This is a genomic window from Mycolicibacterium phocaicum (genome assembly GCF_010731115.1).
GTDB lineage: Bacteria > Actinomycetota > Actinomycetes > Mycobacteriales > Mycobacteriaceae > Mycobacterium > Mycobacterium phocaicum.
Genome location: NZ_AP022616.1, coordinates 2,367,433 through 2,394,422, shown reverse-complemented (window position 1 = coordinate 2,394,422; position 26,990 = coordinate 2,367,433). Strand labels below are relative to the sequence as shown.

Sequence of the window (26,990 nt, the reverse complement as noted above, 5' to 3'; positions counted from 1 at the left end):
CGTTTTGCGAGGGGTTTTTGTTTGGAGAGTTTGATCCTGGCTCAGGACGAACGCTGGCGGCGTGCTTAACACATGCAAGTCGAACGGAAAGGCCCTTCGGGGTACTCGAGTGGCGAACGGGTGAGTAACACGTGGGTGATCTGCCCTGCACTTTGGGATAAGCCTGGGAAACTGGGTCTAATACCGAATAGGACCACGCGCTTCATGGTGTGTGGTGGAAAGCTTTTGCGGTGTGGGATGGGCCCGCGGCCTATCAGCTTGTTGGTGGGGTAATGGCCTACCAAGGCGACGACGGGTAGCCGGCCTGAGAGGGTGACCGGCCACACTGGGACTGAGATACGGCCCAGACTCCTACGGGAGGCAGCAGTGGGGAATATTGCACAATGGGCGCAAGCCTGATGCAGCGACGCCGCGTGAGGGATGACGGCCTTCGGGTTGTAAACCTCTTTCAATAGGGACGAAGCGCAAGTGACGGTACCTATAGAAGAAGCACCGGCCAACTACGTGCCAGCAGCCGCGGTAATACGTAGGGTGCGAGCGTTGTCCGGAATTACTGGGCGTAAAGAGCTCGTAGGTGGTTTGTCGCGTTGTTCGTGAAAACTCACAGCTTAACTGTGGGCGTGCGGGCGATACGGGCAGACTAGAGTACTGCAGGGGAGACTGGAATTCCTGGTGTAGCGGTGGAATGCGCAGATATCAGGAGGAACACCGGTGGCGAAGGCGGGTCTCTGGGCAGTAACTGACGCTGAGGAGCGAAAGCGTGGGGAGCGAACAGGATTAGATACCCTGGTAGTCCACGCCGTAAACGGTGGGTACTAGGTGTGGGTTCCTTCCTTGGGATCCGTGCCGTAGCTAACGCATTAAGTACCCCGCCTGGGGAGTACGGCCGCAAGGCTAAAACTCAAAGGAATTGACGGGGGCCCGCACAAGCGGCGGAGCATGTGGATTAATTCGATGCAACGCGAAGAACCTTACCTGGGTTTGACATGCACAGGACGCCGGCAGAGATGTCGGTTCCCTTGTGGCCTGTGTGCAGGTGGTGCATGGCTGTCGTCAGCTCGTGTCGTGAGATGTTGGGTTAAGTCCCGCAACGAGCGCAACCCTTGTCCTATGTTGCCAGCGGGTTATGCCGGGGACTCGTAGGAGACTGCCGGGGTCAACTCGGAGGAAGGTGGGGATGACGTCAAGTCATCATGCCCCTTATGTCCAGGGCTTCACACATGCTACAATGGCCGGTACAAAGGGCTGCGATGCCGTGAGGTGGAGCGAATCCTTTCAAAGCCGGTCTCAGTTCGGATCGGGGTCTGCAACTCGACCCCGTGAAGTCGGAGTCGCTAGTAATCGCAGATCAGCAACGCTGCGGTGAATACGTTCCCGGGCCTTGTACACACCGCCCGTCACGTCATGAAAGTCGGTAACACCCGAAGCCGGTGGCCTAACCCTTGTGGAGGGAGCCGTCGAAGGTGGGATCGGCGATTGGGACGAAGTCGTAACAAGGTAGCCGTACCGGAAGGTGCGGCTGGATCACCTCCTTTCTAAGGAGCACCATTTACATGCCCTGATCCAGGGTTTCCCCCATCCCCGTACAAATTGCGGGATGAAGGTGGTTGGGATTGTCGCCGGCGCCTGTAGTGGGCTGCTTCGGCGGGTGCATATGACAACAAACGCTGATCAGCTGGGATGACACGTTGATCGAATGAATTGCCAGACACACTGTTGGGTCCTGAGACAACAGGCCCGTTCGCTCCCCTCCTGATGTGGGGGTGGGAGACGCCCCGGTTGCGGGGTGGGGGTTGTTGTTGCCTCACCGGTTTTGGTGGTGGGGTGTGGTGTTTGATTCGTGGATAGTGGTTGCGAGCATCTAACGCGCGCAGAATGTGTCGCCTACGGCTTCGGTCGTGGGTGTATGTGTCTGTGGGTGTTGATGTGCAATTTTGATTCTTGTTTTCAATTGGTTTTTTGTGTCGTAAGTGTTTAAGGGCGCATGGTGGATGCCTTGGCATCAGAGGCCGATGAAGGACGTAGGAGGCTGCGATAAGCCTCGGGGAGTTGCCAACCGAGCGTTGATCCGAGGATGTCCGAATGGGGAAACCCAGCACGAGTTATGTCGTGTTACCCACTGCTGAATATATAGGTTGTGGGAGGTAACGCGGGGAAGTGAAACATCTCAGTACCCGTAGAGAAAACAATTGTGATTCCGTGAGTAGTGGCGAGCGAAAGCGGATGAGGCTAAACCGTATGCATGTGATACCGGGTAGGGGTTGTGTGTGCGGGGTTGTGGGACCTATCTTTCCAGTTCTACTCAGCTGGAGGGCAGTAAGAAAATGTCGTGGTTAACGGAAGTGGCTTGGGATGGCCTGCCGTAGAGGGTGAGAGTCCCGTACGTGAAAACCCGATGTCTGCCTTGATGGTGTTCCCGAGTAGCAGCGGGCCCGTGAAATCTGCTGTGAATCTGCCGAGACCACTCGGTAAGCCTAAATACCTTCTGATGACCGATAGCGGATTAGTACCGTGAGGGAATGGTGAAAAGTACCCGGGAGGGAGTGAAATAGTACCTGAAACCGTGTGCCTACAATCCGTCAGAGCCCTCGTTTACGTGGGGTGATGGCGTGCCTTTTGAAGAATGAGCCTGCGAGTCAGGGACATGTCGCGAGGTTAACCCGTGGGGGGTAGCCGTAGCGAAAGCGAGTCTGAATAGGGCGTATCCACGTAAGTGGTGTAGTGGCATGTTCTGGACCCGAAGCGGAGTGATCTACCCATGGCCAGGGTGAAGCGCGGGTAAGACCGCGTGGAGGCCCGAACCCACTTAGGTTGAAGACTGAGGGGATGAGCTGTGGGTAGGGGTGAAAGGCCAATCAAACTCCGTGATAGCTGGTTCTCCCCGAAATGCATTTAGGTGCAGCGTTGCGTGTTTCTTGCCGGAGGTAGAGCTACTGGATGGCCGATGGGCCTCACCAGGTTACTGACGTCAGCCAAACTCCGAATGCCGGTAAGACAAAAGCGTGGCAGTGAGACGGCGGGGGATAAGCTCCGTGCGTCGAGAGGGAAACAGCCCAGATCGCCGACTAAGGCCCCTAAGCGTGTGCTAAGTGGAAAAGGATGTGCAGTCGCGAAGACAACCAGGAGGTTGGCTTAGAAGCAGCCACCCTTGAAAGAGTGCGTAATAGCTCACTGGTCAAGTGATTGTGCGCCGATAATGTAGCGGGGCTCAAGCACACCGCCGAAGTCGCGGCATCCGCAAGGATGGGTAGGGGAGCGTCCTGCATCCGGTGAAGCAGCCGAGTGATCGAGTTGTGGAGGGTGTGGGAGTGAGAATGCAGGCATGAGTAGCGAATAGGCAAGTGAGAACCTTGCCCGCCGAAAGACCAAGGGTTCCTGGGGCAGGCCAGTCCGCCCAGGGTGAGTCGGGACCTAAGGCGAGGCCGACAGGCGTAGTCGATGGACAACGGGTTGATATTCCCGTACCCGTGTGTGTGCGTCCGTGATGAATCCATTGTGCTAACCATCCAAATGGCACGTGATGATCCTTTCGGGGATCACGTGTTGCCGGCTGCGTGGGACCCTGGTGGGTAGTAGTCAAGCGATGGGGTGACGCAGGAAGGTAGCCGTACCGGTCAGTGGTAATACCGGGGTAAGCCTGTAGGACGAACGATAGGCAAATCCGTCGTTCACATAGTCTGAGAGGTGATGCATAGCCGAGTGAGGCGAATTCGGTGATCCTATGCTGCCAAGAAAAGCCTCTAGCGAGTGCACACATGGCCCGTACCCCAAACCAACACAGGTGGTCAGGTAGAGAATACTAAGGCGTACGAGTTAACTATGGTTAAGGAACTCGGCAAAATGCCCCCGTAACTTCGGGAGAAGGGGGACCCACATGGCGTGTAAGCCCTTGCGGCCCAAGCGTGAGTGGGTGGCACAAACCAGTGAGAAGCGACTGTTTACTAAAAACACAGGTCCGTGCGAAGTCGCAAGACGATGTATACGGACTGACGCCTGCCCGGTGCTGGAAGGTTAAGAGGACCTGTTAACTCCTTCGGGGGTGAAGCGGAGAATTTAAGCCCCAGTAAACGGCGGTGGTAACTATAACCATCCTAAGGTAGCGAAATTCCTTGTCGGGTAAGTTCCGACCTGCACGAATGGCGTAACGACTTCTCAACTGTCTCAACCATAGACTCGGCGAAATTGCACTACGAGTAAAGATGCTCGTTACGCGCGGCAGGACGAAAAGACCCGGACCTTCACTACAACTTGGTATTGGAGTTCGGTACGGTTTGTGTAGGATAGGTGGGAGACTGTGAAGCGCACACGCCAGTGTGTGTGGAGTCGTTGTTGAAATACCACTCTGATCGTATTGGGCTTCTAACCTCGGACCGTCTATCCGGTCCAGGGACAGTGCCTGGTGGGTAGTTTAACTGGGGCGGTTGCCTCCTAAAATGTAACGGAGGCGCCCAAAGGTTCCCTCAACCTGGACGGCAATCAGGTGTTGAGTGTAAGTGCACAAGGGAGCTTGACTGCGAGACCTACAAGTCGAGCAGGGACGAAAGTCGGGACTAGTGATCCGGCACCCCCGAGTGGAAGGGGTGTCGCTCAACGGATAAAAGGTACCCCGGGGATAACAGGCTGATCTTCCCAAGAGTCCATATCGACGGGATGGTTTGGCACCTCGATGTCGGCTCGTCGCATCCTGGGGCTGGAGCAGGTCCCAAGGGTTGGGCTGTTCGCCCATTAAAGCGGCACGCGAGCTGGGTTTAGAACGTCGTGAGACAGTTCGGTCTCTATCCGCCGCGCGCGTCAGAAACTTGAGGAAACCTGTCCCTAGTACGAGAGGACCGGGACGGACGAACCTCTGGTCTACCAGTTGTCCCACCAGGGGCACCGCTGGATAGCTACGTTCGGACAGGATAACCGCTGAAAGCATCTAAGCGGGAAACCTCTTCCAAGACCAGGTTTCTCACCCTTTTAGAGGGATAAGGCCCCCCGCAGACCACGGGATCGATAGACCAGACCTGCACACCCAGCAATGGGTTTAGGGAACTGGCACTAACCGGCCGAAAACTTACACACACCCAAAAAACCAATCGTGTGTAAACCAAGACGACAAACATTGCACATCAGTGCCTCGCAACCACAACCCACGTATGAGTCGAACAGACCACACCCCACCACCAAACAACCCACGGGTTGAACAGGACCGGTGGAGGCGTAATTAAATAGAGTTACGGCGGCAACAGCGGCAGGGAAACGCCCGGTCCCATCCCGAACCCGGAAGCTAAGCCTGCCAGCGCCGATGATACTGCCCTGCACGGGCGGAAAAGTAGGACACCGCCGAACACAAATTACCTCAGCCCCCCGATGAAAATCGGGGGGCTGAGGCATTTTGCGTTCAAGATGTTTCTGCATTTCGGCGCCGCGGTGATGCGCGGCGCCGAAATGCCATTTCTCAATCGAATAGCGTCGGCTCTTCGGTTCCTGACCGGCTTTTCTCCAGGTCAAGCAGGAGCTTCTTGCGGTCCAATCCACCGCCATATCCGGTCAGGCTGCCGTTGGCCCCGATGACTCGATGGCAGGGCACGATGATCCCGACGGGATTGTGGCCGTTGGCCAGTCCGACAGCACGGGACGCGCCCGGTGATCCGACCTGCAACGCGATCTCGCCGTACGAACGTGTTTCGCCGTACGGAATGGTCAGCAACGCACCCCAGACGCGGCGCTGGAATTCGGTGCCGATGAGGTCGAGTTCCAGATCGAACTCCTGGAGGTCGCCGGCGAAGTAGGCGGTGAGTTGGTCGACGGCCTCCGGAAATGCCGTCTCGTCGGGCTCCCAACCGTCATGGCTTGGCTCATATGTCTGATCGTCCATCCGCAGATGTCGGATACGCCCGTCGCGACCGGCGATCGTGATGGTTCCGACCGGACTGTGCATGGTCCGGGTCTGCAACGTGGCGGTCATGCCTGCTCCTGTTGTGGTGATTGCGATGGGTTGATGGTCAGGGGCGGCCACTGGTTGACCGCATGATCCAGAGAGGTCCACAGGTGTTGGGTGGCGTAGGCACGCCATGGGCGCCAGTGTGCACTGTGCTCGATCAATTGCCGTGAATTGGCTGGCAGCCCAGCTTGTTTGGCGGCCGCCCGGACGCCGAGGTCGCTGGCGGGAAAGGCATCGGGGTCGCCGAGGCCGCGCATCGCGATCACCTCGGCGGTCCATGGCCCGATGCCAGGCAGTTCGGCCAGTTGAGTTCTGGCCTGCAGCCAGTCCGACCCGGCGTCGAGCTCGAGGGTGCCGGCGGCGAGGGCGTCGATCAGTGCGACGACCGTGCGTCGGCGAGACTCAGGGAAAGCCAGGTGGCTCGGATCGATCTCGGCCAGTTGCGTGACGGACGGGAAGACATGGGTCAAGGCTCCCGCCGGGTCGTTGATGGGCGTGCCGTACGCCAGCGCCAACCGGCGCGTGTGCGTCGCGGCGGCCTTCATGGACACCTGCTGGCCGATCACCACCCGCAGCGCCAGCTCGTTCTCGTCCACCGTGCGGGGGATGCGTTGCCCGGGCGCCTTGGCGACGATGGGCGCCAGGTGCTGGTCGGTGTTGAGGACGTCGATGACCGCCTCGGGGTCGGCATCGAGGTCGAGGAGCCGCCGGCACCGGGCGATGGCGGTGGCCAGGTCGCGGAAGTCATCGAGGATCAGCGTGCACTGCACATGGTCCACGCTCGGTGAGAGCCCGACGATGCCGGTGCCGTTGGGGAGCCGCAGGGTGCGTCGGAACGTGCCGTCGCGTACCTCTTCGACGCCGGGCACCGCGCCGGCCGCCAGGTGGCCGAACACCCCCTCATAGGCGAAGGGCGTACGTACCGGCAGCCGGACGGAAAGTGTTCCCGTGCCCGGGTTTTCGTTGGGTTCGAAGCGCGCCTGCGCCCGTAGCCGGAGTTCGGTCGGCGTCAGTGCGCACACTTCGCGAATGGTGTCGTTGAACTGGCGGATGCTGGAAAATCCGGCGGCGAACGCGACATCACCGAATGGCAGTTTCGTGGTCTCGATGAGTACCCGCGCGGTCTGGCTCCGCTGGGCTCGGGCCAGCGCCAAGGGGTTCGCGCCGACCTCGGCCTGGAGCAGCCGCTCGAGTTGCCGGGTGGTGTAGCCGAGCCTGGCCGCCAGCCCCGTCACTCCCTCGCGGTCGACGGTGCCGTCGGCGATCAGGCGCATGGCGCGGGCCACGACGTCGGTGCGGATGTTCCATTCCGGTGACCCCGGCGATGCGTCGGGCCGGCAGCGCTTGCAGGCCCGGAAGCCGGCCCGCTGCGCTGCCGCGGCGGTTGGGTAGAAGCGGACGTTGCGCGCGAACGGAGGCCGGACAGGGCAACTGGGGCGGCAGTAGATGCCGGTGGTGAGGACGGCCGTGACGAACCAACCGTCGAACCGGGCGTCCTTGGATTGGACTGCCCGATAGCAGCGGTCGAAGTCGTCGTACATGTCTTCGACAATGGCATGCGGTAGACCCGAGTACTAGCGGAAAATCGACATCAACGTGGCGGGCGAGACATATTTAATCATTTGTCTCGTAAATGGCTGACGCGCGCGTGCGGCCCTGTTATAACTGGAACGCGTTCTAGTCGGGGTATAGGGGAGTCGCATGCCGATCAACAGTCGTGAGCAGTTGCCAACTGGCGCAGCCAGATTCGTCGGCCGGGTCGGTGCGTTGGCGGTCGCCCTGGGGATCGGCGTGTCGGTGGCGAGCAGCCCGGGCATCGCTTTCGCCGTACCGAGTGATGCCGCGGGCGCGTCCTCGGACAGTCATGCGAAGGGTGCGAAGGGTGAGACTGCGGCCAAGGGCGACGGCGACAAGGCTGACGCGGACAAGCCGAAGAAGGACAAGGGCGTCAAGCGCGCCGGCATCGTGAATCCGGGGAAGAAGTCGTCGAAGCGGCCCGCAGGTAAGGCGGACGTGGGGAAGCCGTCGGCTGCGAAGGATGCGGCCGACGCCGGCACAGCGTCCGAGTCCGACGCGAAGCCGACCAGGAAGGTCGCCTCCACGACCATCGTGACGCCTGCCCAGAAGCCCGCGAAGGCGCAGGTGTCCGCGACGGCGAAGGCTGACGGTCCGGCGAACGCTGTACCGCGGGTGCATGCTGTCGTGCCCGTGGCCGCGCTCGGTGCACCGGTTGCCGCGGCTACCGCGGCGGTGTCGCATGCGCTCTCGGCGGTGGGCCTGAATGGGGCGGCGAATGCGTCCGGGAACCCCGTCGCGCCGCTGCAGAACGCCGCGCTGTCCGCGCTGCTCGGCGTCACCCGCCGCGAAACCGCATCCACCTCGGCGACAACGTCATTGGCGGCCGCGCCGACGTCGCTGCAGAGCGCCACCACGGTGCTCGGCACGTCGCAGCAGCTGGCCGGTGAGCGGAAAGCCAACGCCATCGTGAACACGCTGCCGATGCAGATCATGAAGGCGATCCTCAAGTTCGCGTTCCAGCTGAATGCCAGGCAGCAGTACTCCCAGGTCGGCGGACCCGACCAGGAGAACCTGGACCAGCTGAACCAGGCGGTCGACGAGTACGCCCAGCAGGCCGCCATGGAGTACCAGCTGCTCAACCCGATGCGGCCGACGGTGCTGGAAATGGTCATGCCGCCGCATGATTGGTTCGGCCAGTCGATCACCGGCACGCGCATCCTGTACGACAACCCGGACACCATCTACCGGATGATGGCGGTCAACTCGACGTCGACGTACGTGATCAGCGGGAAGTTCGGTCCGGGGGAGAGGCCCGCGGAGACGACCTTCAGCGTGCTGACGGGACTCGGCGGCAAGACGGCCGCGGTGCTCAATGCCAAGGACATGCAGATCAACCCGGACGGCACTTTCACGGTCACGGTGAGTTCGCGCCCGGCCGAGCCGGGCCAGACCAACCATCTGCAGATCCCGACCGACACCACGTTGATCGTCGCGCGGAACACGCTGTCGGACTGGAACACTCAGGATCCGATGAGCTTGTCCATCGAGCGCGTCAGCGGCCCCCGAAACAGCCTGTTCGCGCAGATCGGCGGCTTCGACATCCCCGGTCTGGGACCGGCCGTCTCGGGCAACCCGTTCCTGACCAATCTGGTGTCGCTGGTCCCACCGCTGCCGGTGATGCCGCGGTTCCTGCAGGGCTTGGAGGCGTCGGTGATTCTCGCACTCGGGCTGCGGATGGAACCGCAGTACATGGACGTGGCGACCAAGGATTCGTCGGGAAAGACGAAGCCGCCCAACGTCTTCACCGATCCGGAAAGTAACGCGACGTTCCTGTCGACGCAGGTGCAGAGCCCGGGGTACTTCCAGCTGGCTGATGACCAAGCGCTGGTGCTCACGATCAAGCCCGGCGACGCCGGCTATTTCGTCGTACCGGTGACCAACGACTGGACCATCACCAAGAACTACTGGGATCAGCAGACCAGCCTGAACATCGCGCAGTCGGTGGCCAACGCGGACGGCAGCTACACCATCGTGGTGTCGCCGACCGACCCCGGTGTGGCGAACTGGGTGTCCACCGGTGGTCTCAATCAGGGGACCATCTCGATCCGCTTCCAGGACCTGGACACCACTGACACCAACCTGCCGAAGGTGAGTTCACAGGTGGTGGCGCTCAGAGACCTCGGCACAGTGCTGCCCGCCGGGACGGTGTATGTCACTGCGGCACAACGGCAGGCGGCACTCGATGCGCGGAAGGCCGGGTTCGACAAGCGCTTCGCGCCCTACCCGCAGTTGTGACTCAGTACTCGTGATTGGGGCACTGGACGTCGACGTAGACGGTCGCCGCCACCGTACCGCCCGGTTTGAAATTGCCCGGGTTGTTCACGCCGGTGACCCAGCAGACGTCGAGCGGTTTGACGTCGAAACCGTTGGTCCAGTTGATGTGGACGAGGTAGCCCTCGGCCTGAAGATTGTTGATGACGTCGGCCGCCGAACCGCCGGTGTCGTAGACGTCGGCTGCGGCGAGCGGCGCAAGCGTCAACGACATGGCAAGCGTGCCGGCGGCACCAGCCATGGCGAGATGTCGCTTCATACTCACCATGATCCTCCGGATCTGTGTGAAGCAGATGTGAATCTCAGGCCAGGATGGCAAGCTGTGTCGGCTCGGACATCCCACGCAGCGTCACGGTGTCACCCAAAGCCCAGTGCGCACTTTCGGATTCGCTGACGGCGTGGAGCATGCTCGCGGCGGCCGCCAGATGGCCCGGCACGGACTTGGCGAGTTCGCACAGTCGAGCCGCCTCGTTGACGGGCTCGCCGATCACCGTGTACTCGAACCGCTCTTTGGCCCCGACGTTGCCCGCCACCACGGTGCCGGCCGCGACGCCGAGGCCCGCCTGCAGTTCGGGCACTTCGTCACGCAGTCGCGACGCGATGGCCCGGGCGGCGGCCAGAGCGTCACCTTCGGTGCACTGCAACGAGACCGGCGCCCCGAATACCGCCAGCACCGCGTCGCCCTCGAACTTGTTGACGAATCCGTGGTGCCGGTCCACCTCGTCGACGATGACGGCGAAGAAGCGGTTCAGGAGGTCGACGACCTCGACGGCCGGGCGGCTGGTCACCAGTTGGGTCGAGCCGATGACGTCGACGAAGATCACCGCCGCGTGCCGCTCTTCGCCGCCCAGTTGCGGCTTCTCCTGCTCGGCGAGCGCCGCGACCTCACGTCCGACGTGCCGGCCGAACAGGTCGCGGACCCGTTCGCGTTCCCGCAGCCCGTGGACCATGGAGTTGAATCCGCGCTGCAGCTGGCCCAATTCGGTGCCGTCGAAGACCACGAGATCGGTGGTCAGGTCGCCCTGCTCGACTCGGCTGAGCGCTTGCCGCACGATGCGGATCGGGCTGGCGGTCAGCCACGCCACGATGCCCATCAGCAACGCGCCGAAGACCAACGCGAACACCGCGAGCACCAGCACCGCGAACGCGAATTGGGTTGGGGTGAGGGTGCTTTGCGTCAGCGCGAACACCGCGGCCAACAGCACGCCGAGCATCGGGACGCCGGAGCCGAACGCCCATACGACCATGGTTCGGCCCATGATGCCCGGGGCGAGCCGGGACGGCGGTCGTCCGGCCTGGAGCGCTTCGGCGGCGACCGGGCGCAGCGCGAATTCGGTGTACAGATTGCAGCTGGTGGACACGACGATGCCGGGGAACGTGACGCCCAGTAGCAGTTTGGGAATGAACTGGGTGTCGTGCAATGCGTAGAGTGTCGTCAGCAGTACGGCGCCGAGGCCCCACAGGGACAGCAGCACCCGCGTGAGCTGGCCGGGCGCACGGAACGTGTTGCGCTGGTCCTCGACCGTCGGAGTGCGTTCCTCGATGGCCCAGCGCACGCTCTGGATCACCCTGTTGGTCGCCCACACCACGCCGATAAGGAAGGCGAACAGGATGTAGGCGGGTGCCACGATCGTGGTGATCCACCAGACGTCGGCCCGGAAGACGTTGGGGGTCGGGAACAGCACCGTCTCGATGAGGATCGAGACGCCGACGCCGATCATGTTCGCGACGATCACGAACGTGGTCAGGATCAGCTGAATGCGGATGCGGCGACGGCGCTGGGTCTCGGAAACCCGTCCCAGAATCCACGATCCGTACTCGGGCGTGGCCTGCAAGCTGGCCCGCGGCGTGATGGCTTCCCGTATCCGCGCCAGGCGCGTCGTCCCGGTCTGGTCCGCAGTCATTGGCCGTCAGCCTAGTTCGTGGGGCGGGTCCGGACCGGGATTCACTACCCCTAAGGTGGGTCGGGTGCGTCTCGTGATCGCCCAGTGCACCGTTGACTACGTCGGACGTCTGACCGCACATCTGCCGTCGGCCCGTCGCCTGCTGCTGTTCAAGGCGGACGGATCGGTGAGTGTGCATGCCGACGACCGCGCCTACAAGCCGCTGAACTGGATGACGCCGCCCTGCTGGACCGTCGAGGAGGCGGCAGTGGACGGCGTTTCGGCTCTGGTCTGGGTCGTCGAGAACAAGGCCGGTGAGCAACTGCGGATCACCGTCGAGGACATCGAGCACGACTCCAGTCATGAGCTCGGGGTCGATCCCGGTCTGGTGAAGGACGGTGTGGAGGCGCACCTGCAGGAACTGCTCGCCGAGCACGTCGAGCTTCTGGGCGTCGGTTACACGCTGGTGCGACGCGAGTACCCGACGCCGATCGGTCCGGTGGACCTGTTGTGCCGTGACGAGACCGGGGCGTCGGTCGCGGTGGAGATCAAGCGGCGCGGGGAGATCGACGGCGTCGAGCAGCTGACGCGGTACCTCGATCTGCTCAACCGGGACAGCGTCCTGGCGCCGGTCGCCGGGGTGTTCGCCGCCCAGCAGATCAAGCCGCAGGCGCGCACGCTGGCCACAGACCGTGGAATCCGTTGCGTGACTTTGGACTACGACAAGATGCGCGGCATGGACAACGACGAGTTCCGGTTGTTCTGATGCCTCGGCGACGTCCGGAGCGGCCTCGGCGCGATCCGCCGCCACTGCTCGGGCTGTCGTCGCGCCGGGTGGAGACCGGACCCGACGGATACGACTACGAGGTGCGGCCCGTGGCCGGATCCCGCGCCGTCAAAACCTATCGGTGCCCCGGATGCGATCACGAAATCCGCCCGGGCACAGCGCATGTGGTGGTGCTGCGGGTCGATGACGCCGAAGACCGCAGGCATTGGCACACACCGTGCTGGGCGAATCGGGGGAACAGGGGACCGACCCGGCGGTGGTCCTAGACCGCTTTAGTGGGCGGCATCCTTGGCGGGCTCGACGAGCTCGATCAGCACGCCGCCGGCATCCTTCGGGTGGATGAAGTTGATGCGCGAGTCGGCGGTGCCGCGGCGCGGGGCTTCGTACAGCAGGCGGACGCCGTCGGCGCGCAGGCGCTCGGACAGGGCCTCGATGTCGCTGGTGCGGTAGGCCAGCTGCTGCAGGCCCGGGCCGCGGGTGTCGATGAACTTGGCGATGGTCGACTTCTCGTCGAGCGGGGCCAGCAGCTGGATCTGGGCGCTGCCGACCGGCGCGCCACGGACGGAGAGCATGGCCTCGCGGACGCCCTGGTCCTCGTTGACCTCTTCGTGCAGGACGATCATGCCGAGGTGGTCGTGGTACCAGCGAATCGCGGCGTCCAGATCCGGCACGGCGATACCGACGTGATCAATAGCGGTCACGAGGGCGCTGGCCAGCGCCGGACGGGCATCGACGTGTTCGGTGGTCATAACGTAAAGGTAACCTGATACGACCGAATTTGCGCCTGTGTGATCGGCCACATTAGCCGTTACAGATTTGTTGGAGGATGGAAATGACGACCTCGGTAATTGTTGCTGGAGCCCGTACGCCGGTGGGCAAGTTGATGGGTTCGCTGAAGGACTTCTCGGGTAGCGACCTGGGTGCCGTCGCCATCAAGGGTGCGCTGGAGAAGGCCGGCGTCGAGCCCTCTGCGGTCGATTACGTGATCATGGGCCAGGTGCTGACCGCCGGCGCCGGGCAGATGCCGGCGCGGCAGGCAGCCGTCGCTGCTGGCATCCCGTGGGACGTGGCGTCGCTGACCATCAACAAGATGTGCCTGTCGGGCATCGACGCCATCGCCCTGGCTGACCAGCTGATTCGCGCCGGCGAGTTCGAGGTCGTGGTGGCCGGCGGCCAGGAGTCCATGAGCCAGGCCCCGCACCTGCTGCCCAAGAGCCGTGAGGGCTACAAGTACGGCAACGTCACCGCGCTGGACCACCTCGCGTACGACGGTCTGCACGACGTCTTCACCGACCAGCCGATGGGCGCCCTGACCGAGCAGCGCAACGACCAGGACAACTTCACCCGCGCCGAGCAGGACGAGTTCGCCGCGAAGTCGCACCAGAAGGCCGCGGCCGCGTGGAAGGACGGTGTCTTTGCCGACGAGGTGGTTCCGGTGTCCATCCCGCAGCGCAAGGGCGACCCGATCGAGTTCGCCGAGGACGAGGGCATCCGCGGCAACACCACCGCCGAGTCGCTGGGCGGGCTGCGGCCGGCATTCCGCAAGGACGGCACCATCACCGCCGGTTCGTCGTCGCAGATCTCCGACGGCGCGTGTGCCGTCGTGGTGATGAGCAAGGAGAAGGCCGAGTCGCTGGGCCTGACCTGGCTGTGCGAGATCGGCGCGCACGGCGTCGTCGCCGGTCCGGATTCGACGCTGCAGAGCCAGCCGGCCAACGCCATCAAGAAGGCCGTCGAGCGTGAGGGCATCACCGTCGACCAGCTGGACGTCATCGAGATCAACGAGGCCTTCGCGGCGGTGTCGCTGGCCTCGACCAAGGAGCTGGGCGTCGACGGCGACAAGGTGAACGTCAACGGTGGTGCCATCGCCATCGGCCACCCGATCGGCATGTCCGGCGCGCGCATCACGCTGCACGCGGCGCTGGAGCTGGCCCGCAAGGGTTCGGGTTATGCCGTCGCGGCACTGTGCGGCGCCGGCGGTCAGGGCGACGCCCTGATCCTGCGTCGTCCGTAGTTTTCCGCGAGGTGTGAACTACACCTCGTAGTAGTCAGCCCGTCACTCGGGCACAATGGCGCCATGAACGCTGTTGTGCCCCGGGTGGCGGGCTGGTTTCGTTTGATCGCTCTGGCCGAGGCGGTCAGCTGGGTCGGACTGCTGACCGGCATGTACTTCAAGTACCTCGGCACGCCTCGCACCGAGATCGGTGTGCAGATCTTCGGCATGGTCCACGGCGTGGTGTTTCTGGGTTTCGTGGCCACCGGACTGATCGTCGGTTGGGCCGCGCGGTGGTCGCTGGTCACCTGGGTGCTGGCGGCGGTGTCCAGCATCGTGCCGCTGGCCAGCGTGGCCTTCCTGCGCTGGGCCGAACGAAGCGGCGCGCTGGCAGTCGGGGCCCGTGCTGCCGAGGGTGAACCGGAGCCGTCGGCCGTCGCGTGACAGACTGGACAGCGTGACTCGTCCGCGTCCTATCGGTCCCGCGCTGGCTGGCGCGGTGGACCTCTCCGCGCTCAAAAACCGTCCCGCTGAAGGTGCTGCCGCTGCCGGTGGCGCGCCTGGTGGCATCGAGATCACCGAGGCCAATCTCGAAGCCGAGGTGCTGATCCGCTCCGGTGAGGTGCCGGTCGTCGTGCTGCTGTGGTCGCCGCGCAGTGACTCGAGTGTCCAGCTCGGGCAGACGCTGTCCGCGCTGGCCGCCGAGGACGGTGGCAAGTGGTCGTTCGGCACGGTCAATGTCGACACGTCACCGCGCATCGCCCAGATGTTCGGCATCCAGGGCGTGCCGACGGTCGTCGCGCTCGCCGGCGGGCAGCCGATCACGTCGTTCGAGGGCGGTCAACCGGCAGACCAGCTACGGCGCTGGGTGGACTCGCTGCTGCAGGCGACGGCCGGCAAGCTCGGTGGCGGCGCCGAGGGCGAAGAGGAACAGGTCGACCCCGCTCTCGCGCAAGCCCGGGACTTCCTCGACAACGGAGACTTCGACGGCGCGTTGGCGGCGTACCAGGCGATCCTCGAGGCCGACCCGGCGCACGTCGAGGCCAAGGGCGCCGTGCAGCAGATCGCGTTCCTGCAGCGCGCGTCCGCGCAGCGCCCGGAGGCCGTGCGCCTCGCCGACGCCTCACCCGACGACATCGACCTGGCCTTCGCCGCCGCCGACGTGCAGCTCTTCCAGCGCGACGTCGACGGCGCGTTCAACCGGCTCATCGCACTCGTCAAGAAGACGTCGGGTGACGACCGCACCCGCGTGCGCACCCGGCTCATCGAGTTGTTCGACCTGTTCGACCCGGCCGACCCCGAGGTCATCGCGGGCCGGCGCAACCTCGCCAACGCCCTGTACTAGGGGTCGCCCTTTCTTCGCGAACAGACGTAAAACTGTCGATTTCCCGCTGAAATTGACAGTTTTACGTCTGCTCGCGGGTGGGAAGCGCCCCCGGGTCGCGCGGCACCACCGGCGGTGACTGCCAGAAGTCCGTGACGGCCGCAGCGATCGCGTCGGTGTCGACGAGCAGCGGGCCGACATGTCCGGAGCCGGTGAGGGGCACGACGCGCGCGTGCGGCATGGTGTCGGCCGCGGCGCGGGCGTCGGCGGGACTCCAGTGCTGATCGCCGAGATCGCCGGTCATCAGCAGCGTCGGGACGGTGACGGTGGCGAGCTGGCCGGCGAGTGACTGCCAGCTGTGCATGTATCGGATTGTGCGCCTGGCGGATTCGTGGTCCATGGCGCGGAAAGCGGCTTTGAGTTCAGCCGCGTGCTGCGTCCGCGCGATATCGGCGCCGCCGAGAAGCACGTCGAACAGGATTTTGGTGAGCAGGGGATTGGGTCCGAGCAGTCGGTAGGCCGCGGCCAGCGGGTAGGTCTGGGTCCAGCGTTGCGTCCGACTGACCGGCGTGATCGGTGCGGCGATGGTGATGAGGCTGCGCAGCCGCTGCGGCTCGGTGACGGCCAGCGTGATGCCGACGTGGCCGCCCCAGGCGTTGCCGATCCAGTCGACCACATCGAGGCCCAGGGCATCGAGCACTTCGCCTGCGGCGTAGGCGCATTCGTCGAGTGTGAAGTCGCGGCGGATAGGGCTGCTGGTGCCGTAGCCCGGCCCGTCGATGGCCACGACCTGTCGCTGAGTCCCGAGGGTGTCGACGAGCGGACCCCAACTGCGTGAGTCGACCCAGAGACTGTGCCACAGGACGACGGGAGGTCCCGTTCCGGTGCGACGTACGTGCAGGTCGCCGAGGCAGGTGGGGACGTGGGCGTCGGGTGTCGTCATGGCGACCTCCATACAAGCTGTATGCTGGTACCATACAGCTTGTATGGTCACGGTCAAGGGGGATTCGCGGGAGCGGCTCGTCGCAGTCGCGACCGAGTTGTTCGGCGAGCACGGCTATCACCAGACCGGTACGGAGGAGATCGTCCGCCGCAGCGGCGTGACCCGGGGCTCGCTGTATCACCATTTCGCGGACAAGGAAGCGCTCTTCGAAGAGGTCTTCGACCGCGCCGACCAGATCGTCAGCACCCGGGTTCGGGAGGCTGCCGCGGCGGCCGCTGAACGCGGCGAGGACGCGTGGTCGGTGTTCCTCGCCGGCTGGGATGCCGTGCTGGACAGCGCGGTTGACGCGCCGCTGCAACGCATCCGGGTGGTCGACGCGCCCGCGGTGCTCGGCTGGCAGAAATGGCAGGAGCGCAACGCGCGGTACACCCTGGCCAATATCGAGGCCGGCCTCGTCAGCCTGCTGGAGCAGGGTGTGCTTGCGCCGCAGCCGATTTCACCGCTGGCTGTGCTGCTGATGGGGCTCAGCAATCAAGCCGTCGCCGCGATCGCCGGCGCATCCGATCCCGTTCGCGCGCGTCGCGACACCGGTGCCGCGGTGCGCCGTCTCCTCGACGGGCTGCGGGACTCTAGGCGGGCTTGAGCCAGAGCGCCGACAGCGGTGGGAGGACCAGGACGGCGGAGGCGGGACGGCCGTGCCAGGGCTCGTCGGTGGCCTCGACCGCGCCCATGTTGCCCGCGCCCGCACCGTTGTAGACCGTGGCGTCGGTGTTCAGCAGCTCCTGCCAGGTCCCGGAGTGCGGCAGGCCCAGCCGGTACTGCGAGTGCTCACTGCCGGAGAAGTTGAAGACACAGGCGATGGCCGACCCGTCGTCGCCGAACCGCAAAAAGCTCAGCACGTTGTTGTTCGAGTCGTTGGCGTCGATCCACGAGTAACCCTCGGGATTACTGTCGCGCGACCACAGCGCGCGGTTTTCGCGGTAGATGCCGTTGATGTCGCGGACCAGATGTTGGACCCCGGTGGAGAAGCTGTGCTCGCCGAGTTGGAACCAGTCCAGCCCGCGCTCCTCGGACCATTCGGCGCGCTGGCCGAATTCCTGTCCCATGAACAGCAATTGCTTCCCCGGATGTGCCCACTGGTAGGCCAGCAGCTGTCGCAGACCGGCGGCCTTGGCGTGATCGTCACCGGGCATCCGGGTCCACAGGGTGCCCTTGCCGTGTACGACTTCGTCGTGGCTGATCGGCAGTACGTAGTTCTCGCTGTAGGCGTACAACATCGAGAACGTCATCTCATGGTGGTGGTAGCTGCGGTGGACCGGGTTGTGGCTGATGTAGTCCAGGGTGTCGTTCATCCACCCCATGTTCCACTTCATCGAGAAGCCAAGGCCGCCAAGGTTTGTCGGCCTGGTGACACCGGGCCACGAGGTGGATTCCTCGGCGACGGTGACGATGCCGGGAACCAGCTTGTGAACAGTCGCGTTCATCTCCTGCAGGAACTGCACCGCCTCCAGGTTCTCCCGGCCGCCGTAGATGTTGGGCGTCCAACCGCCTTCGGGACGCGAGTAGTCCAGGTACAGCATGGAGGCGACGGCGTCGACACGGAGACCGTCGACGTGGAACTCCATCAGCCAGTACAGCGCGTTGGCCACCAGGAAGTTGCGGACTTCGTTGCGACCGAAGTCGAAAACGTAGGTGCCCCAGTCGAGTTGCTCGCCGCGCCGGGGGTCGGCGTGCTCATACAGTGGCGTGCCGTCGAAGCGCCCCAGTGCCCACGAGTCCTTGGGGAAGTGGGCGGGCACCCAGTCGACGATCACGCCGATACCGGCCTGGTGCAGCGTGTCGACCAGGTACCGGAAGTCGTCGGGGGTGCCGAGCCGTGACGTCGGCGCGTAGTACGACGTCACCTGATATCCCCAGGACCCACCGAAGGGGTGCTCGGCCACCGGGAGGAGCTCGACGTGCGTGAAGCCCTGCGCCACCACGTATTCGGTGAGTTCGACCGCCAACTCGCGGTAGCTCAGGCCGGGGCGCCACGACATCAGGTGCACCTCGTAGGTGCTCATCGGCTCGAAGATCGGGTTCCGCTCGGCGCGGGCGGTCATCCACTCGTCGTCATGCCAGACATAGTTGCTGACAAAGGTTTTCGACGCCGTCAGCGGCGGCACCTCGGTGCTGAAGGCCATCGGGTCGGCGCGGTCGCTGATGGAGCCGGTGCTGGTCCGGATACGGAACTTGTACAAACTGCCGGCTTCGAAGCCGGGCCAGAACAGCTCCCACACCCCGGACGAGCCCAGCGCCCGCATCGGCGCCTCGGTGCCGTCCCAGTGGTTGAAGTCGCCGATCAGGTTGACGCCCTTGGCGTTCGGCGCCCACACCGCGAACGAGAATCCCTCGACCACACCGTCCGGCGTGGTGAACGAACGGGGTTGTGCGCCAAGGATTTCCCACAGCCGTTCGTGCCGTCCCTCGGCCAGCAGGTGCAGGTCCATGTCGCCGAGCGTGGGCAGGAAGCGGTAGGGGTCGGCCGTCGTATAGATGACGTCACCGGGATAGTCGACCTCGAACCGGTAGTCGGCCAGCTTGGTGAACGGCACCGCGACAGCGAAGAGGCCACCCTCGATGGCCTCCATCGGGTACCGCTTCGTGCCGATCACCGCCGTCACGCCGGTGGCGTGCGGACGCAGCGCCCGGAGGACGGTGCGCTTGCCGTATTCGTGCGCACCCAGGATCGAATGCGGGTCGTGGTGCTCGCCGGCCAGCAGGCGGGCCAGGTCGGCGACCGGCGGGCGGAGGTGACTGGTCACGGTAGCCTCCGCAGGAGATTCAGTCGCTTGTCGTACGGGATTTGTGGCATGTTCAGTACGTGGGCCACTGCTCTGCTCGGGTCCAGTCGTACGTAATTCGATGCGCCCCATTGATATTCCTCACCGGTGATCTCGTCGCGTACCCAGAACCGATCGTGGTCCTCCATCCCGAGGGCCCCCATGTCCAGCCACAGTGTTGCCTGCTCGGGGCCGAATGCGTTGAGCGTCAACACCACAAGGACGGTGTCGCCGGTTACCGGGTCGAACTTGCTGTACGCCAACATCGAGTCGTTGTCGACGTGATGGAACTTGATGGTCCGCAATTGGCTGAGCGCCGGGTGCACGCGCCGAATCTCGTTGAGTCGGGTCAGTAGCGGCTCCAGCGACCGGCCGCCGGTCAGCGCGGCTTCGAAATCCCTTGGCCGCAGCTGGTATTTCTCGGAGTCCAGGTACTCCTCGCTGCCCTCGCGGACCGCCTGGTGCTCGAACAACTCGTAGCCGGAATAGACACCCCAGGACGAGCTCAGGGTGGAGGCCAGCACCGCGCGGATCGCGAACATGCCCGGGCCGCAATGCTGCAGGCTGGCGTGCAGGATGTCCGGGGTGTTGACGAACAGGTTGGGCCGGTAGAAGTCGGCGTACGCGGCGATCTCCTGGCCGAATTCCGTGATCTCCCACTTGTAATTGCGCCAGGTGAAATACGTGTACGACTGGGTGAAGCCGAGTTTCGCGAGCCCGTACAGCCGGGCGGGGCGGGTGAACGCCTCCGACAGGAACAGCACGTCGGGGTCGATGTTCTTGGCCTGGGCGATCAACCAGGCCCAGAAGTTCGCCGGCTTGGTGTGCGGATTGTCGACGCGGAAGATCTTGATGCCGTGCGATATCCAGAACTTGACCACGCGCAGGACCTCGTGGTACAGGCCGGCCGGGTCGTTGTCGAAGTTCAGCGGGTAGATGTCCTGGTACTTCTTCGGCGGGTTCTCGGCGTACGCGATGGTGCCGTCGGGCAGCACGGTGAACCACTCCGGATGGTCCTTGGCCCACGGGTGGTCGGGCGCGCACTGCAGCGCCAGATCGAGCGCGATCTCCAGGCCGTTGTCGCGCGCCGCGGCGACCATGTCGTCGAAATCGGCGATGGTGCCCAGGTCGGGGTGCACGGCATCATGGCCGCCCTCGTCACTGCCGATGGCCCAGGGGGAGCCGACGTCCCCGGGTGCCGCGGTCACGTTGTTGTTCGGGCCCTTGCGGTGCACTTTGCCGATCGGATGCACCGGCGGCAGGTACAGCACGTCGAAACCCATTGCGGCAACGCGCGGAATGGCCTTGGCTGTCGTCGCGAACGTGCCGTGCCTCGGCTGCCCGTCGGAATCCCAGCCCCCCGTCGAGCGGGGGAAAAGCTCGTACCAGGCACTGAACCGGGCCCGCGGCCGGTCGACCCAGATGCCGTGTTGCTCTCCGCGCGTGACCAATTCACGCAGCGGGTACTTGCGCAGCAGGTCGGTGACGTCGGGCGCCAGTGCTGCGCCGGCGCGGAGGAACGGGTCGCCCTCCTCCCGGAGCCGCCGTGCGGCAGCGAGCAGCGGGGCGCGGTCGTCCTGCGGTACGGCGGTGGCGGCGCGCTCCAGCAGCGTCGCACCGACAAGTAGGTCGTTGGACAGCTCGGCTTCGCTCTGGCCGGCGTCGAGCTTGGCGGTGACGGCGTGCCGCCACGTCGCGATCGGGTCGCCCCAACCGTCGACCCGGAACGTCCACAGTCCCACCGCGTCGGGCGTGAGTTGGCCGTGGAACACGTCGGGCGTGTAGCCAGGGGCCATGGGCATGCGGGTCGGCTTGACCTTCGCCCGTGGGGGCGCCGGAACCGGAGTCGCACCCGGCGGGGTTTCGGCGAGCTGCGGGTAGACGGGGCCGTGGTAGCGCACCACCAGCGTCGCGGCAACGGCGTCATGCCCTTCGCGCCAGACGGTCGCGCTGATCGGAACCACTTCGCCGACCACGGCCTTGGCGGGATACCGGCCTGCGGACACCACTGGTGCGACGTCGTCGATCTCGATCCGACCGGCCACCCAAACCACTCCTCACCCGGGCACACGCCACTACGCACCGTAGTGGCCGTACGGCCCGTCCGTGCTCTGATACCCACCGTAGTAGTCGATGACACCAGATGGGCGGTGACCAGTTGGTTGGGTGGCTGAGCCTGCATGGAACTGACCCTGCACGAGCAAAAAATGTCAGTAAGGTTCTTTCGTGTGAAAGCCCTCCGTCGGTTCACCGTCCGTGCCCACCTGCCCGAACGCCTCGCTGCCCTGGAGCGGCTGTCCATCAATCTGCGCTGGTCCTGGCACACGCCCACGCAGGAGCTGTTCGCGGAGATCGATCCGGTGCTGTGGGACCAGGTCGGCGCCGACCCGGTGGCGTTGCTCGGGGCGGTCAGCCCGGCACGTCTGGATGAACTGGCGGCGGACGACGATTTCGTCGGCCGGGTGAACCACCGGGCCGCCGATCTGGACGACTATCTGAGCCGGCCCCTGTGGTACCAGGAGCAGGCCGACCACGCCGCGGACGGCGGCCCCGCGATGCCGAAGGGTATCGCGTACTTCTCCATGGAGTTCGGCGTTGCCGAGGTGCTGCCGAACTACTCCGGTGGCCTGGGCATCCTCGCGGGTGATCACCTCAAGTCGGCATCGGACCTCGGCCTGCCGCTCATCGCGGTGGGGTTGTACTACCGGTCCGGCTACTTCAAGCAGTCGCTGACGGCCGACGGCTGGCAGAACGAGAACTATCCGTCATTCGATCCGCAGGGCCTGCCGCTGCGGCTGCTGACCGGAGCCGACGGTCAGCCGACACTGGTGTCGCTGAATCTTCCCGAATCGCAGGTGCTGCGGGCGCGGGTGTGGGTGGCCCAGGTCGGGCGAGTTCCGTTGCTGCTGCTCGATTCCGACATCCCCGAGAACGACCACGAGCTGCGCTCGGTGACCGACCGGCTGTACGGCGGCGATCAGGAACACCGCATCAAGCAGGAGCTGCTTGCCGGTATCGGTGGCATCCGCGCGATCCGGGCGTTCACCGAGATCGAGGGCATCGAAGCGCCCGAGGTGTACCACATGAACGAGGGTCACGCGGGTTTCCTTGGTGTGGAACGTATTCGGGAGTACATCAGCGGTTCGGGACTGGATTTCGAGACCGCGCTGACAGTGGTCCGGTCGTCGACGGTGTTCACCACCCACACCCCGGTGCCGGCGGGTATCGACCGCTTCCCGTTGGAGATGGTGCGGCGCTACTTCGACGACACCGTCGCCGCGCCGCTGCTGCCCGACGTGCCGTTGTACCGGGTGGTGGCGTTCGGCGCCGAAGACGATCCGGGCAAATTCAACATGGCACACATGGGTTTACGGCTGGCGCAGCGGGCCAACGGCGTATCGCTGCTGCACGGCCGGGTCAGCCGCGGCATGTTCAACGAACTGTGGCCGGGCTTCGACCAGGCCGAGGTGCCCATCGGGTCCATCACCAACGGCGTGCACGCACCGACCTGGGCGGCGCCGAAATGGCTGGAGCTGGGCCGCGAGCTCGTCGGCGTCGAGGGCATGACGGCCGTCGACCAGGCCGCCGGGGAACCTGAGCTGTGGCAGCGGTTGCACGACGTCGACCCCGGTCACCTGTGGTGGATCCGGTCCCAACTGCGCGAGATGCTCATCGCCGATGTGCGGGCCCGGCTGCGGCGTTCGTGGCTCGAGCGCGGCGCCACCGAGGCCGAACTCGGCTGGATCGCAAAGGCTTTCGACCCCTCGGTGCTGACCATCGGGTTCGCCCGGCGCGTGCCGACCTACAAGCGGTTGACGCTGATGCTGCGCGACCCGGAACGGCTGGAGCAGCTGCTGCTCGATGAGTCGCGGCCGGTGCAGCTGATCGTCGCGGGCAAGTCGCATCCGGCCGACGACGGCGGCAAGGCGCTGATTCAGCAGGTGGTGAAGTTCGCCGACCGGCCGGAGGTGCGGCACCGGATCGCGTTCCTGCCGGACTACGACATGTCGATGGCGCGGCTGCTGTACTGGGGTTGTGATGTCTGGCTGAACAATCCGCTGCGTCCGTTGGAGGCATGCGGCACGTCGGGCATGAAGAGCGCGCTGAACGGCGGGCTCAACCTCTCGATCCGTGACGGTTGGTGGGACGAGTGGTACGACGGCGAAAACGGTTGGGAAATCCCGACTGCCGACGGTGTCACGGACGAGGCCCGGCGTGACGACCTCGAAGCCGCCGCGCTGTACGACCTGATGCAGAACTCGGTGGCACCCAAGTTCTACGAGCGCAACGAGCACGGTGTCCCGATGCGCTGGGTGGAGATGGTGCGGCACACGTTGCAGTCGCTCGGGCCCAAGGTGTTGGCGTCGCGCATGGTGCGCGACTACACCGAGAAGTACTACGCCCCTGCGGCACAGTCGTTCCGGCGCACGGTGGAGCCCATCGACGGCGTGCCGTTCGGCGCGGCCCGCTCGCTTGCGGCCTACCGGCAGCGGGTGACCGAGGCGTGGCCCAAGATTCAGATCACCGACGTTGACAGCTACGGGCTGCCCGACACGCCGCTGCTGGGTTCGGAGCTATCGCTGACCGCCACCGTGCAGTTGGCCGGCCTGCGCACCGATGAGGTTGTGGTGCAGGCGGTTCTGGGCCGGGTCGATGCCGGTGACCAACTGGTGGACCCGGTGACGGTGCCGATGGCGCACACGGGCTCCGGTGAGGGCGGTGTCGAGGTGTTCTCGGCGACCACGCCGCTGCCGGTGGCCGGGCCGGTCGGGTACACCGTTCGGGTGTTGCCGCACAACGCCTTACTGGCTGCCGACAACGAGCTGGGGCTGGTCACGCTGGCGTGAGTGCTCTGACTGTTGCGGTCGATGGTGGACCGTACGCGCTGGCGGCCGGCCCGGATGGCGCGATGTGGGTGACGTTGGTGTCGGCGGGTTCGGTGGGCCGGATCGACGCGGGTGGCGACGTGCGGCTGTTCGAGATCGGCGCCGACAGCCGGCCGATGCAGATCTGCGCCGGTCCCGACGGGGCCGTGTGGTTCACCTGTTCCGGCACCGATCGGCTGGGCCGAATCTCCGGTGACGGTGCGCTGACGTTCGTCGAGTTGGACACGGGCAGTGCACCGTTCGGCATCGCCGCCGGGCCCGACGACGCCGTGTGGTTCACCACGATGGACGGCGGCACCGTGGGCCGCGTCGGTGCGGATGGCGCGGCAGAGGTGGTTGCCGTGCCGCGCGGGATGCCGTCGATGATCACCGCCGGCGGCGACGGCGCGCTGTGGTTCACGCTGAATCAGAAGTCCGCCATCGGGCGACTGACCGTCGCCGGTGACCTGTCGATCCGGCCGACACCGACACCGTCCGCGGGTCCGGTCGGCATCTGCGCGACCCACGATGACGCGGTGTGGTTCACCGCAATTGGCGCCGACAAGCTGGGCCGCATCCCGCTGAACGACGCCATCCAGGAACTGGACCTGCCGGGCAAGCCGCATGCGGTGGTCGCCGATGAGGCCGACGGCGTGTGGGTGAGCCTGTGGGGCGCAGATGGAATCGCGCGGGTCACGGCCGACGGCGAGGTGTCGACGTTCGACCTGCCGCCGGGCAGCGAACCGCACGGGTTGGCGGTCGATCGCGACGGGGCGCTGTGGGTGGCGCTCGAGTCCGGGTTCGTGGTGCGGTTGCCCGTTTAGACCGGCACCGGTTGGATGCTGCTGTCGAAGTCGATGTGGTGGCCCTGTAGCCACATCATCGAGCGGCCATCGTCTTTCGCCGCCTGCCGAAACATCACGGGCAGAATCAGGTCCCGCAGCACGCGACCGATCGGGCCCGCGGCCTTGCTGTTGGACGACCGGTGTCCGTGCCGGACGATCCTCTCCACCCGGCGGCGGCGCAATGACTCGAACGTCGTGAATGCCGTGGGGATATCGGGGCAATCGCGCAGGCACTGCGCGAGGATCACGGCGTCCTCGACGGACATCGAGGCACCCTGCCCTGCCGACGGTGCGGTGGCGTGGGCGGCGTCACCGATGATGATCTGGTTCCGGCGGTTGTGCCACCGCGTCACCACCGGCAGGTCGTAGGTGGCCCACCCGATCATCGGGCCGGGCGCGGCGTCGATGATGTCGTGGGCGGGCCCGACATCGCCGGACATCAACTGGTGCAGCCAGTTTCGCCAGCCGGTGTCGGACATGTCGGACAACACCCCGTGTTCGGGTTCACGGGCCATCGGTGGGTTGGCGAACCACACCGTGCCGCCGTCCGGGGTGGGAAACCAGGCGAAGAAGCAGCGGGTGCCGAACTGCATCCGGAATTCTCGTGGCGGCACGTCGACGGTGAAGTCCGGGATGTAGCCGCCGACATTGAGCACCGGCACGTATCGGGGCGCCCGTGCGCGCGGATCGATCCCGCGGCGGACGGCGGAATGGATGCCGTCGCAGCCGATCAACAGATCGCCGGACGCGGTGCTGCCATCGGCGAACTGTGCCCGCACACGGCCGTCGGAAGCCGTTGTCGCGGAGACGAAGTCCTTGCCGTAGTGGTAGTGGGCACCGCGCGCTGTTGCCAGGGCGTTGAGTTCGCGGTAGAGGTCGGCGCGGCGCATCATGACCGACAGTTGGCGGTCCGGACGCGGCGCGGCCATCGGGATGCGACCGAGCTTCTTGCCGCTGCCGGTGATGAAGCTGATGGTGTCGTTCGGGTAACCCAAGTTCTCGAGTGGCCCCGCCGCGTCGACGGCACGTAGCGCATCCATGCCGTTGGCCTGAAAATTCAGCCAGGCCCCGCGCAGGTCGGCGCCGGACGGGGAGCGTTCGAAGATGTGGGCGTCGATACCCACACGCCGCAGCGCGATGGCCAGGACCGGGCCTGCGACGCCGGCGCCGATGATGAGTGCTTCGGTCATGCGGGTCCCTCGGTTTGTCGCCGGATGGCTCGAAGATCAGATAGCTTGATAATCAAGCAATATCTTGAAAGGTGGATCGCTCGATTGTCAAGCGAAAAATCGTTGTCCGGCCGACTGGGCGCGGCCGTGCAGGCGTATCAGGCGGCCGTCGATGACTTCGACCGCGAGGTCGCGCGGCTGCTCGGCATCAATGCGACGGATGCGCGGTGCCTGGAGATCCTGATCGAGGAAACACCGGACGGTCTGACCCCGCGGGAGTTGGCTGACGGGTTGGGTCTGACGACCGGCAGTGCCACGACGATGCTCGACCGTCTGGAGAAGGTCGGGTACATCACCCGCTCAGCGCATCCCAGCGACCGGCGCAAGCTCCTGGTCCACGCGACCGACACCGCGCGAGAGCGGGCCTTCGAGTTGATCGGCCCGCTGGTGGCCGAGGGGGAGCGCACCCTGCTCAGCCGCTACAGCGCCAAGCAACTCGAGCTGATCACTGAATTCCTCACGCGCGCAGCGGAACTGCAGCGCGAGCATGTCGCAAGGCTGCGGGGGATGTGAGCGACTCGGGC

General features: G+C 65.0%; 19 protein-coding genes and 3 rRNA genes. 13 read left to right on the top strand and 9 right to left on the bottom strand.

The window, feature by feature from the left end:
- The first annotated feature begins 18 nt into the window (after positions 1-18).
- The 3 genes from G6N46_RS11430 to rrf all read left to right on the top strand — a co-directional run bounded on the left by G6N46_RS11430 (position 19) and on the right by rrf (position 5,331).
- Positions 19-1,535, top strand: a 16S ribosomal RNA gene (locus tag G6N46_RS11430).
- A gap of 429 nt (positions 1,536-1,964) precedes the next feature.
- Positions 1,965-5,064 (top strand): 23S ribosomal RNA (locus G6N46_RS11425).
- 153 nt (positions 5,065-5,217) lie between these two features.
- Positions 5,218-5,331, top strand: a 5S ribosomal RNA gene (gene rrf / locus G6N46_RS11420).
- Together the 16S, 23S and 5S rRNA genes form the textbook arrangement of a ribosomal RNA operon.
- Before the next feature lie 109 nt (positions 5,332-5,440).
- Here rrf and G6N46_RS11415 read toward each other — a convergent pair.
- Complete coding sequence (locus G6N46_RS11415) at positions 5,441-5,950, bottom strand: methylated-DNA--[protein]-cysteine S-methyltransferase (RefSeq protein ID WP_138248218.1); 510 nt, start codon at positions 5,948-5,950, stop codon at positions 5,441-5,443.
- Positions 5,947-7,467: a DNA-3-methyladenine glycosylase 2 family protein gene (locus G6N46_RS11410; RefSeq protein ID WP_138248219.1), complete on the bottom strand. Its 1,521-nt coding sequence runs from the start codon at positions 7,465-7,467 to the stop codon at positions 5,947-5,949. Before G6N46_RS11410 ends, G6N46_RS11415 begins: the two co-directional genes overlap by 4 nt.
- Before the next feature lie 160 nt (positions 7,468-7,627).
- Between G6N46_RS11410 and G6N46_RS11405 the strand changes: the two genes are divergently transcribed.
- Positions 7,628-9,739: a DUF1214 domain-containing protein gene (locus tag G6N46_RS11405; RefSeq protein WP_138248220.1), complete on the top strand. Its 2,112-nt coding sequence runs from the start codon at positions 7,628-7,630 to the stop codon at positions 9,737-9,739.
- A 1-nt stretch (position 9,740) separates the two neighbouring features.
- Here the strand turns inward: G6N46_RS11405 and G6N46_RS11400 are convergent, their stop codons facing one another.
- Together G6N46_RS11400 and G6N46_RS11395 are read right to left on the bottom strand one after the other, a co-directional pair.
- Positions 9,741-10,034 carry a hypothetical protein gene (locus G6N46_RS11400; RefSeq protein WP_226521056.1) on the bottom strand — a complete coding sequence of 98 codons (294 nt, stop codon included), beginning with the start codon at positions 10,032-10,034 and terminating at the stop codon, positions 9,741-9,743.
- A gap of 43 nt (positions 10,035-10,077) precedes the next feature.
- Positions 10,078-11,679: an adenylate/guanylate cyclase domain-containing protein gene (locus G6N46_RS11395; RefSeq protein WP_138248222.1), complete on the bottom strand. Its 1,602-nt coding sequence runs from the start codon at positions 11,677-11,679 to the stop codon at positions 10,078-10,080.
- Between the two features lie 64 nt (positions 11,680-11,743).
- On the opposite strand from G6N46_RS11395, the gene nucS reads away from it, so the two are divergent.
- Complete coding sequence (gene nucS / locus G6N46_RS11390) at positions 11,744-12,424, top strand: endonuclease NucS (RefSeq protein ID WP_061005370.1); 681 nt, start codon at positions 11,744-11,746, stop codon at positions 12,422-12,424.
- Positions 12,421-12,711 (top strand): Rv1322 family protein, encoded by a 291-nt coding sequence (locus G6N46_RS11385; RefSeq protein WP_374704309.1) that lies wholly within the window; start codon positions 12,421-12,423, stop codon positions 12,709-12,711. The genes nucS and G6N46_RS11385 overlap by 4 nt, the downstream gene beginning before the upstream one ends.
- Positions 12,712-12,717: 6 nt before the next feature.
- Here G6N46_RS11385 and mce read toward each other — a convergent pair whose 3' ends face one another.
- Positions 12,718-13,194: a methylmalonyl-CoA epimerase gene (gene mce, locus G6N46_RS11380; protein WP_061007289.1), complete on the bottom strand. Its 477-nt coding sequence runs from the start codon at positions 13,192-13,194 to the stop codon at positions 12,718-12,720.
- Between the two features lie 83 nt (positions 13,195-13,277).
- Between mce and G6N46_RS11375 the strand changes: the two genes are divergently transcribed.
- The 3 genes from G6N46_RS11375 to G6N46_RS11365 all read left to right on the top strand — a co-directional run bounded on the left by G6N46_RS11375 (position 13,278) and on the right by G6N46_RS11365 (position 15,783).
- Complete coding sequence (locus tag G6N46_RS11375; RefSeq protein WP_138248223.1) at positions 13,278-14,459, top strand: acetyl-CoA C-acetyltransferase; 1,182 nt, start codon at positions 13,278-13,280, stop codon at positions 14,457-14,459.
- Between the two features lie 63 nt (positions 14,460-14,522).
- Complete coding sequence (locus G6N46_RS11370) at positions 14,523-14,882, top strand: DUF3817 domain-containing protein (protein WP_138248224.1); 360 nt, start codon at positions 14,523-14,525, stop codon at positions 14,880-14,882.
- Between the two features lie 13 nt (positions 14,883-14,895).
- Positions 14,896-15,783: a tetratricopeptide repeat protein gene (locus G6N46_RS11365; protein ID WP_138248225.1), complete on the top strand. Its 888-nt coding sequence runs from the start codon at positions 14,896-14,898 to the stop codon at positions 15,781-15,783.
- A gap of 61 nt (positions 15,784-15,844) precedes the next feature.
- Here G6N46_RS11365 and G6N46_RS11360 read toward each other — a convergent pair whose 3' ends face one another.
- On the bottom strand, positions 15,845-16,705 hold the full coding sequence (locus G6N46_RS11360; RefSeq protein WP_234880562.1) for an alpha/beta fold hydrolase: 861 nt from the start codon (positions 16,703-16,705) through the stop codon (positions 15,845-15,847).
- Positions 16,706-16,748: 43 nt separating this feature from the next.
- On the opposite strand from G6N46_RS11360, the gene G6N46_RS11355 reads away from it, so the two are divergent.
- Complete coding sequence (locus G6N46_RS11355) at positions 16,749-17,348, top strand: TetR/AcrR family transcriptional regulator (RefSeq protein ID WP_138248227.1); 600 nt, start codon at positions 16,749-16,751, stop codon at positions 17,346-17,348.
- Here G6N46_RS11355 and glgB read toward each other — a convergent pair.
- Together glgB and G6N46_RS11345 are read right to left on the bottom strand one after the other, a co-directional pair.
- Positions 17,335-19,509, bottom strand: coding sequence for a 1,4-alpha-glucan branching protein GlgB (gene glgB / locus G6N46_RS11350; RefSeq protein ID WP_138248228.1), 2,175 nt, complete (start codon positions 19,507-19,509; stop codon positions 17,335-17,337). The genes G6N46_RS11355 and glgB overlap by 14 nt on opposite strands.
- Positions 19,506-21,572, bottom strand: coding sequence for an alpha-1,4-glucan--maltose-1-phosphate maltosyltransferase (locus tag G6N46_RS11345; protein ID WP_138248229.1), 2,067 nt, complete (start codon positions 21,570-21,572; stop codon positions 19,506-19,508). Before G6N46_RS11345 ends, glgB begins: the two co-directional genes overlap by 4 nt.
- Before the next feature lie 183 nt (positions 21,573-21,755).
- Here G6N46_RS11345 and glgP point away from each other — a divergent pair, with 183 nt between their 5' ends.
- Both glgP and G6N46_RS11335 read left to right on the top strand, forming a co-directional pair.
- Positions 21,756-24,374: an alpha-glucan family phosphorylase gene (gene glgP, locus G6N46_RS11340; RefSeq protein ID WP_138248230.1), complete on the top strand. Its 2,619-nt coding sequence runs from the start codon at positions 21,756-21,758 to the stop codon at positions 24,372-24,374.
- Complete coding sequence (locus G6N46_RS11335; protein ID WP_138248231.1) at positions 24,371-25,216, top strand: virginiamycin B lyase family protein; 846 nt, start codon at positions 24,371-24,373, stop codon at positions 25,214-25,216. Before glgP ends, G6N46_RS11335 begins: the two co-directional genes overlap by 4 nt.
- Here G6N46_RS11335 and G6N46_RS11330 read toward each other — a convergent pair.
- The gene (locus G6N46_RS11330) at positions 25,213-26,427 is read right to left on the bottom strand and encodes an FAD-dependent oxidoreductase (protein ID WP_138248232.1); all 1,215 of its coding nucleotides are present in this window, start codon (positions 26,425-26,427) and stop codon (positions 25,213-25,215) included. The two genes, G6N46_RS11335 and G6N46_RS11330, sit on opposite strands and share 4 nt — an antisense overlap.
- A gap of 84 nt (positions 26,428-26,511) precedes the next feature.
- Here G6N46_RS11330 and G6N46_RS11325 point away from each other — a divergent pair, with 84 nt between their 5' ends.
- Positions 26,512-26,979, top strand: coding sequence for a MarR family transcriptional regulator (locus tag G6N46_RS11325; protein ID WP_235688636.1), 468 nt, complete (start codon positions 26,512-26,514; stop codon positions 26,977-26,979).
- Positions 26,980-26,990: the final 11 nt, after the last annotated feature.

Bases quoted from the DNA above. Each gene is read 5' to 3' on its own strand.
- G6N46_RS11415 (WP_138248218.1), bottom strand. From the start codon at position 5,950: ATGACCGCCACGTTGCAGACCCGGACCATGCACAGTCCGGTCGGAACC.
- G6N46_RS11410 (WP_138248219.1), bottom strand. From the start codon at position 7,467: ATGTACGACGACTTCGACCGCTGCTATCGGGCAGTCCAATCCAAGGAC.
- G6N46_RS11405 (WP_138248220.1), top strand. From the start codon at position 7,628: ATGCCGATCAACAGTCGTGAGCAGTTGCCAACTGGCGCAGCCAGATTC.
- G6N46_RS11400 (WP_226521056.1), bottom strand. From the start codon at position 10,034: ATGAAGCGACATCTCGCCATGGCTGGTGCCGCCGGCACGCTTGCCATG.
- G6N46_RS11395 (WP_138248222.1), bottom strand. From the start codon at position 11,679: ATGACTGCGGACCAGACCGGGACGACGCGCCTGGCGCGGATACGGGAA.
- mce (WP_061007289.1), bottom strand. From the start codon at position 13,194: ATGACCACCGAACACGTCGATGCCCGTCCGGCGCTGGCCAGCGCCCTC.
- G6N46_RS11375 (WP_138248223.1), top strand. From the start codon at position 13,278: ATGACGACCTCGGTAATTGTTGCTGGAGCCCGTACGCCGGTGGGCAAG.
- G6N46_RS11370 (WP_138248224.1), top strand. From the start codon at position 14,523: ATGAACGCTGTTGTGCCCCGGGTGGCGGGCTGGTTTCGTTTGATCGCT.
- G6N46_RS11360 (WP_234880562.1), bottom strand. From the start codon at position 16,705: ATGACGACACCCGACGCCCACGTCCCCACCTGCCTCGGCGACCTGCAC.
- G6N46_RS11355 (WP_138248227.1), top strand. From the start codon at position 16,749: ATGGTCACGGTCAAGGGGGATTCGCGGGAGCGGCTCGTCGCAGTCGCG.
- G6N46_RS11330 (WP_138248232.1), bottom strand. From the start codon at position 26,427: ATGACCGAAGCACTCATCATCGGCGCCGGCGTCGCAGGCCCGGTCCTG.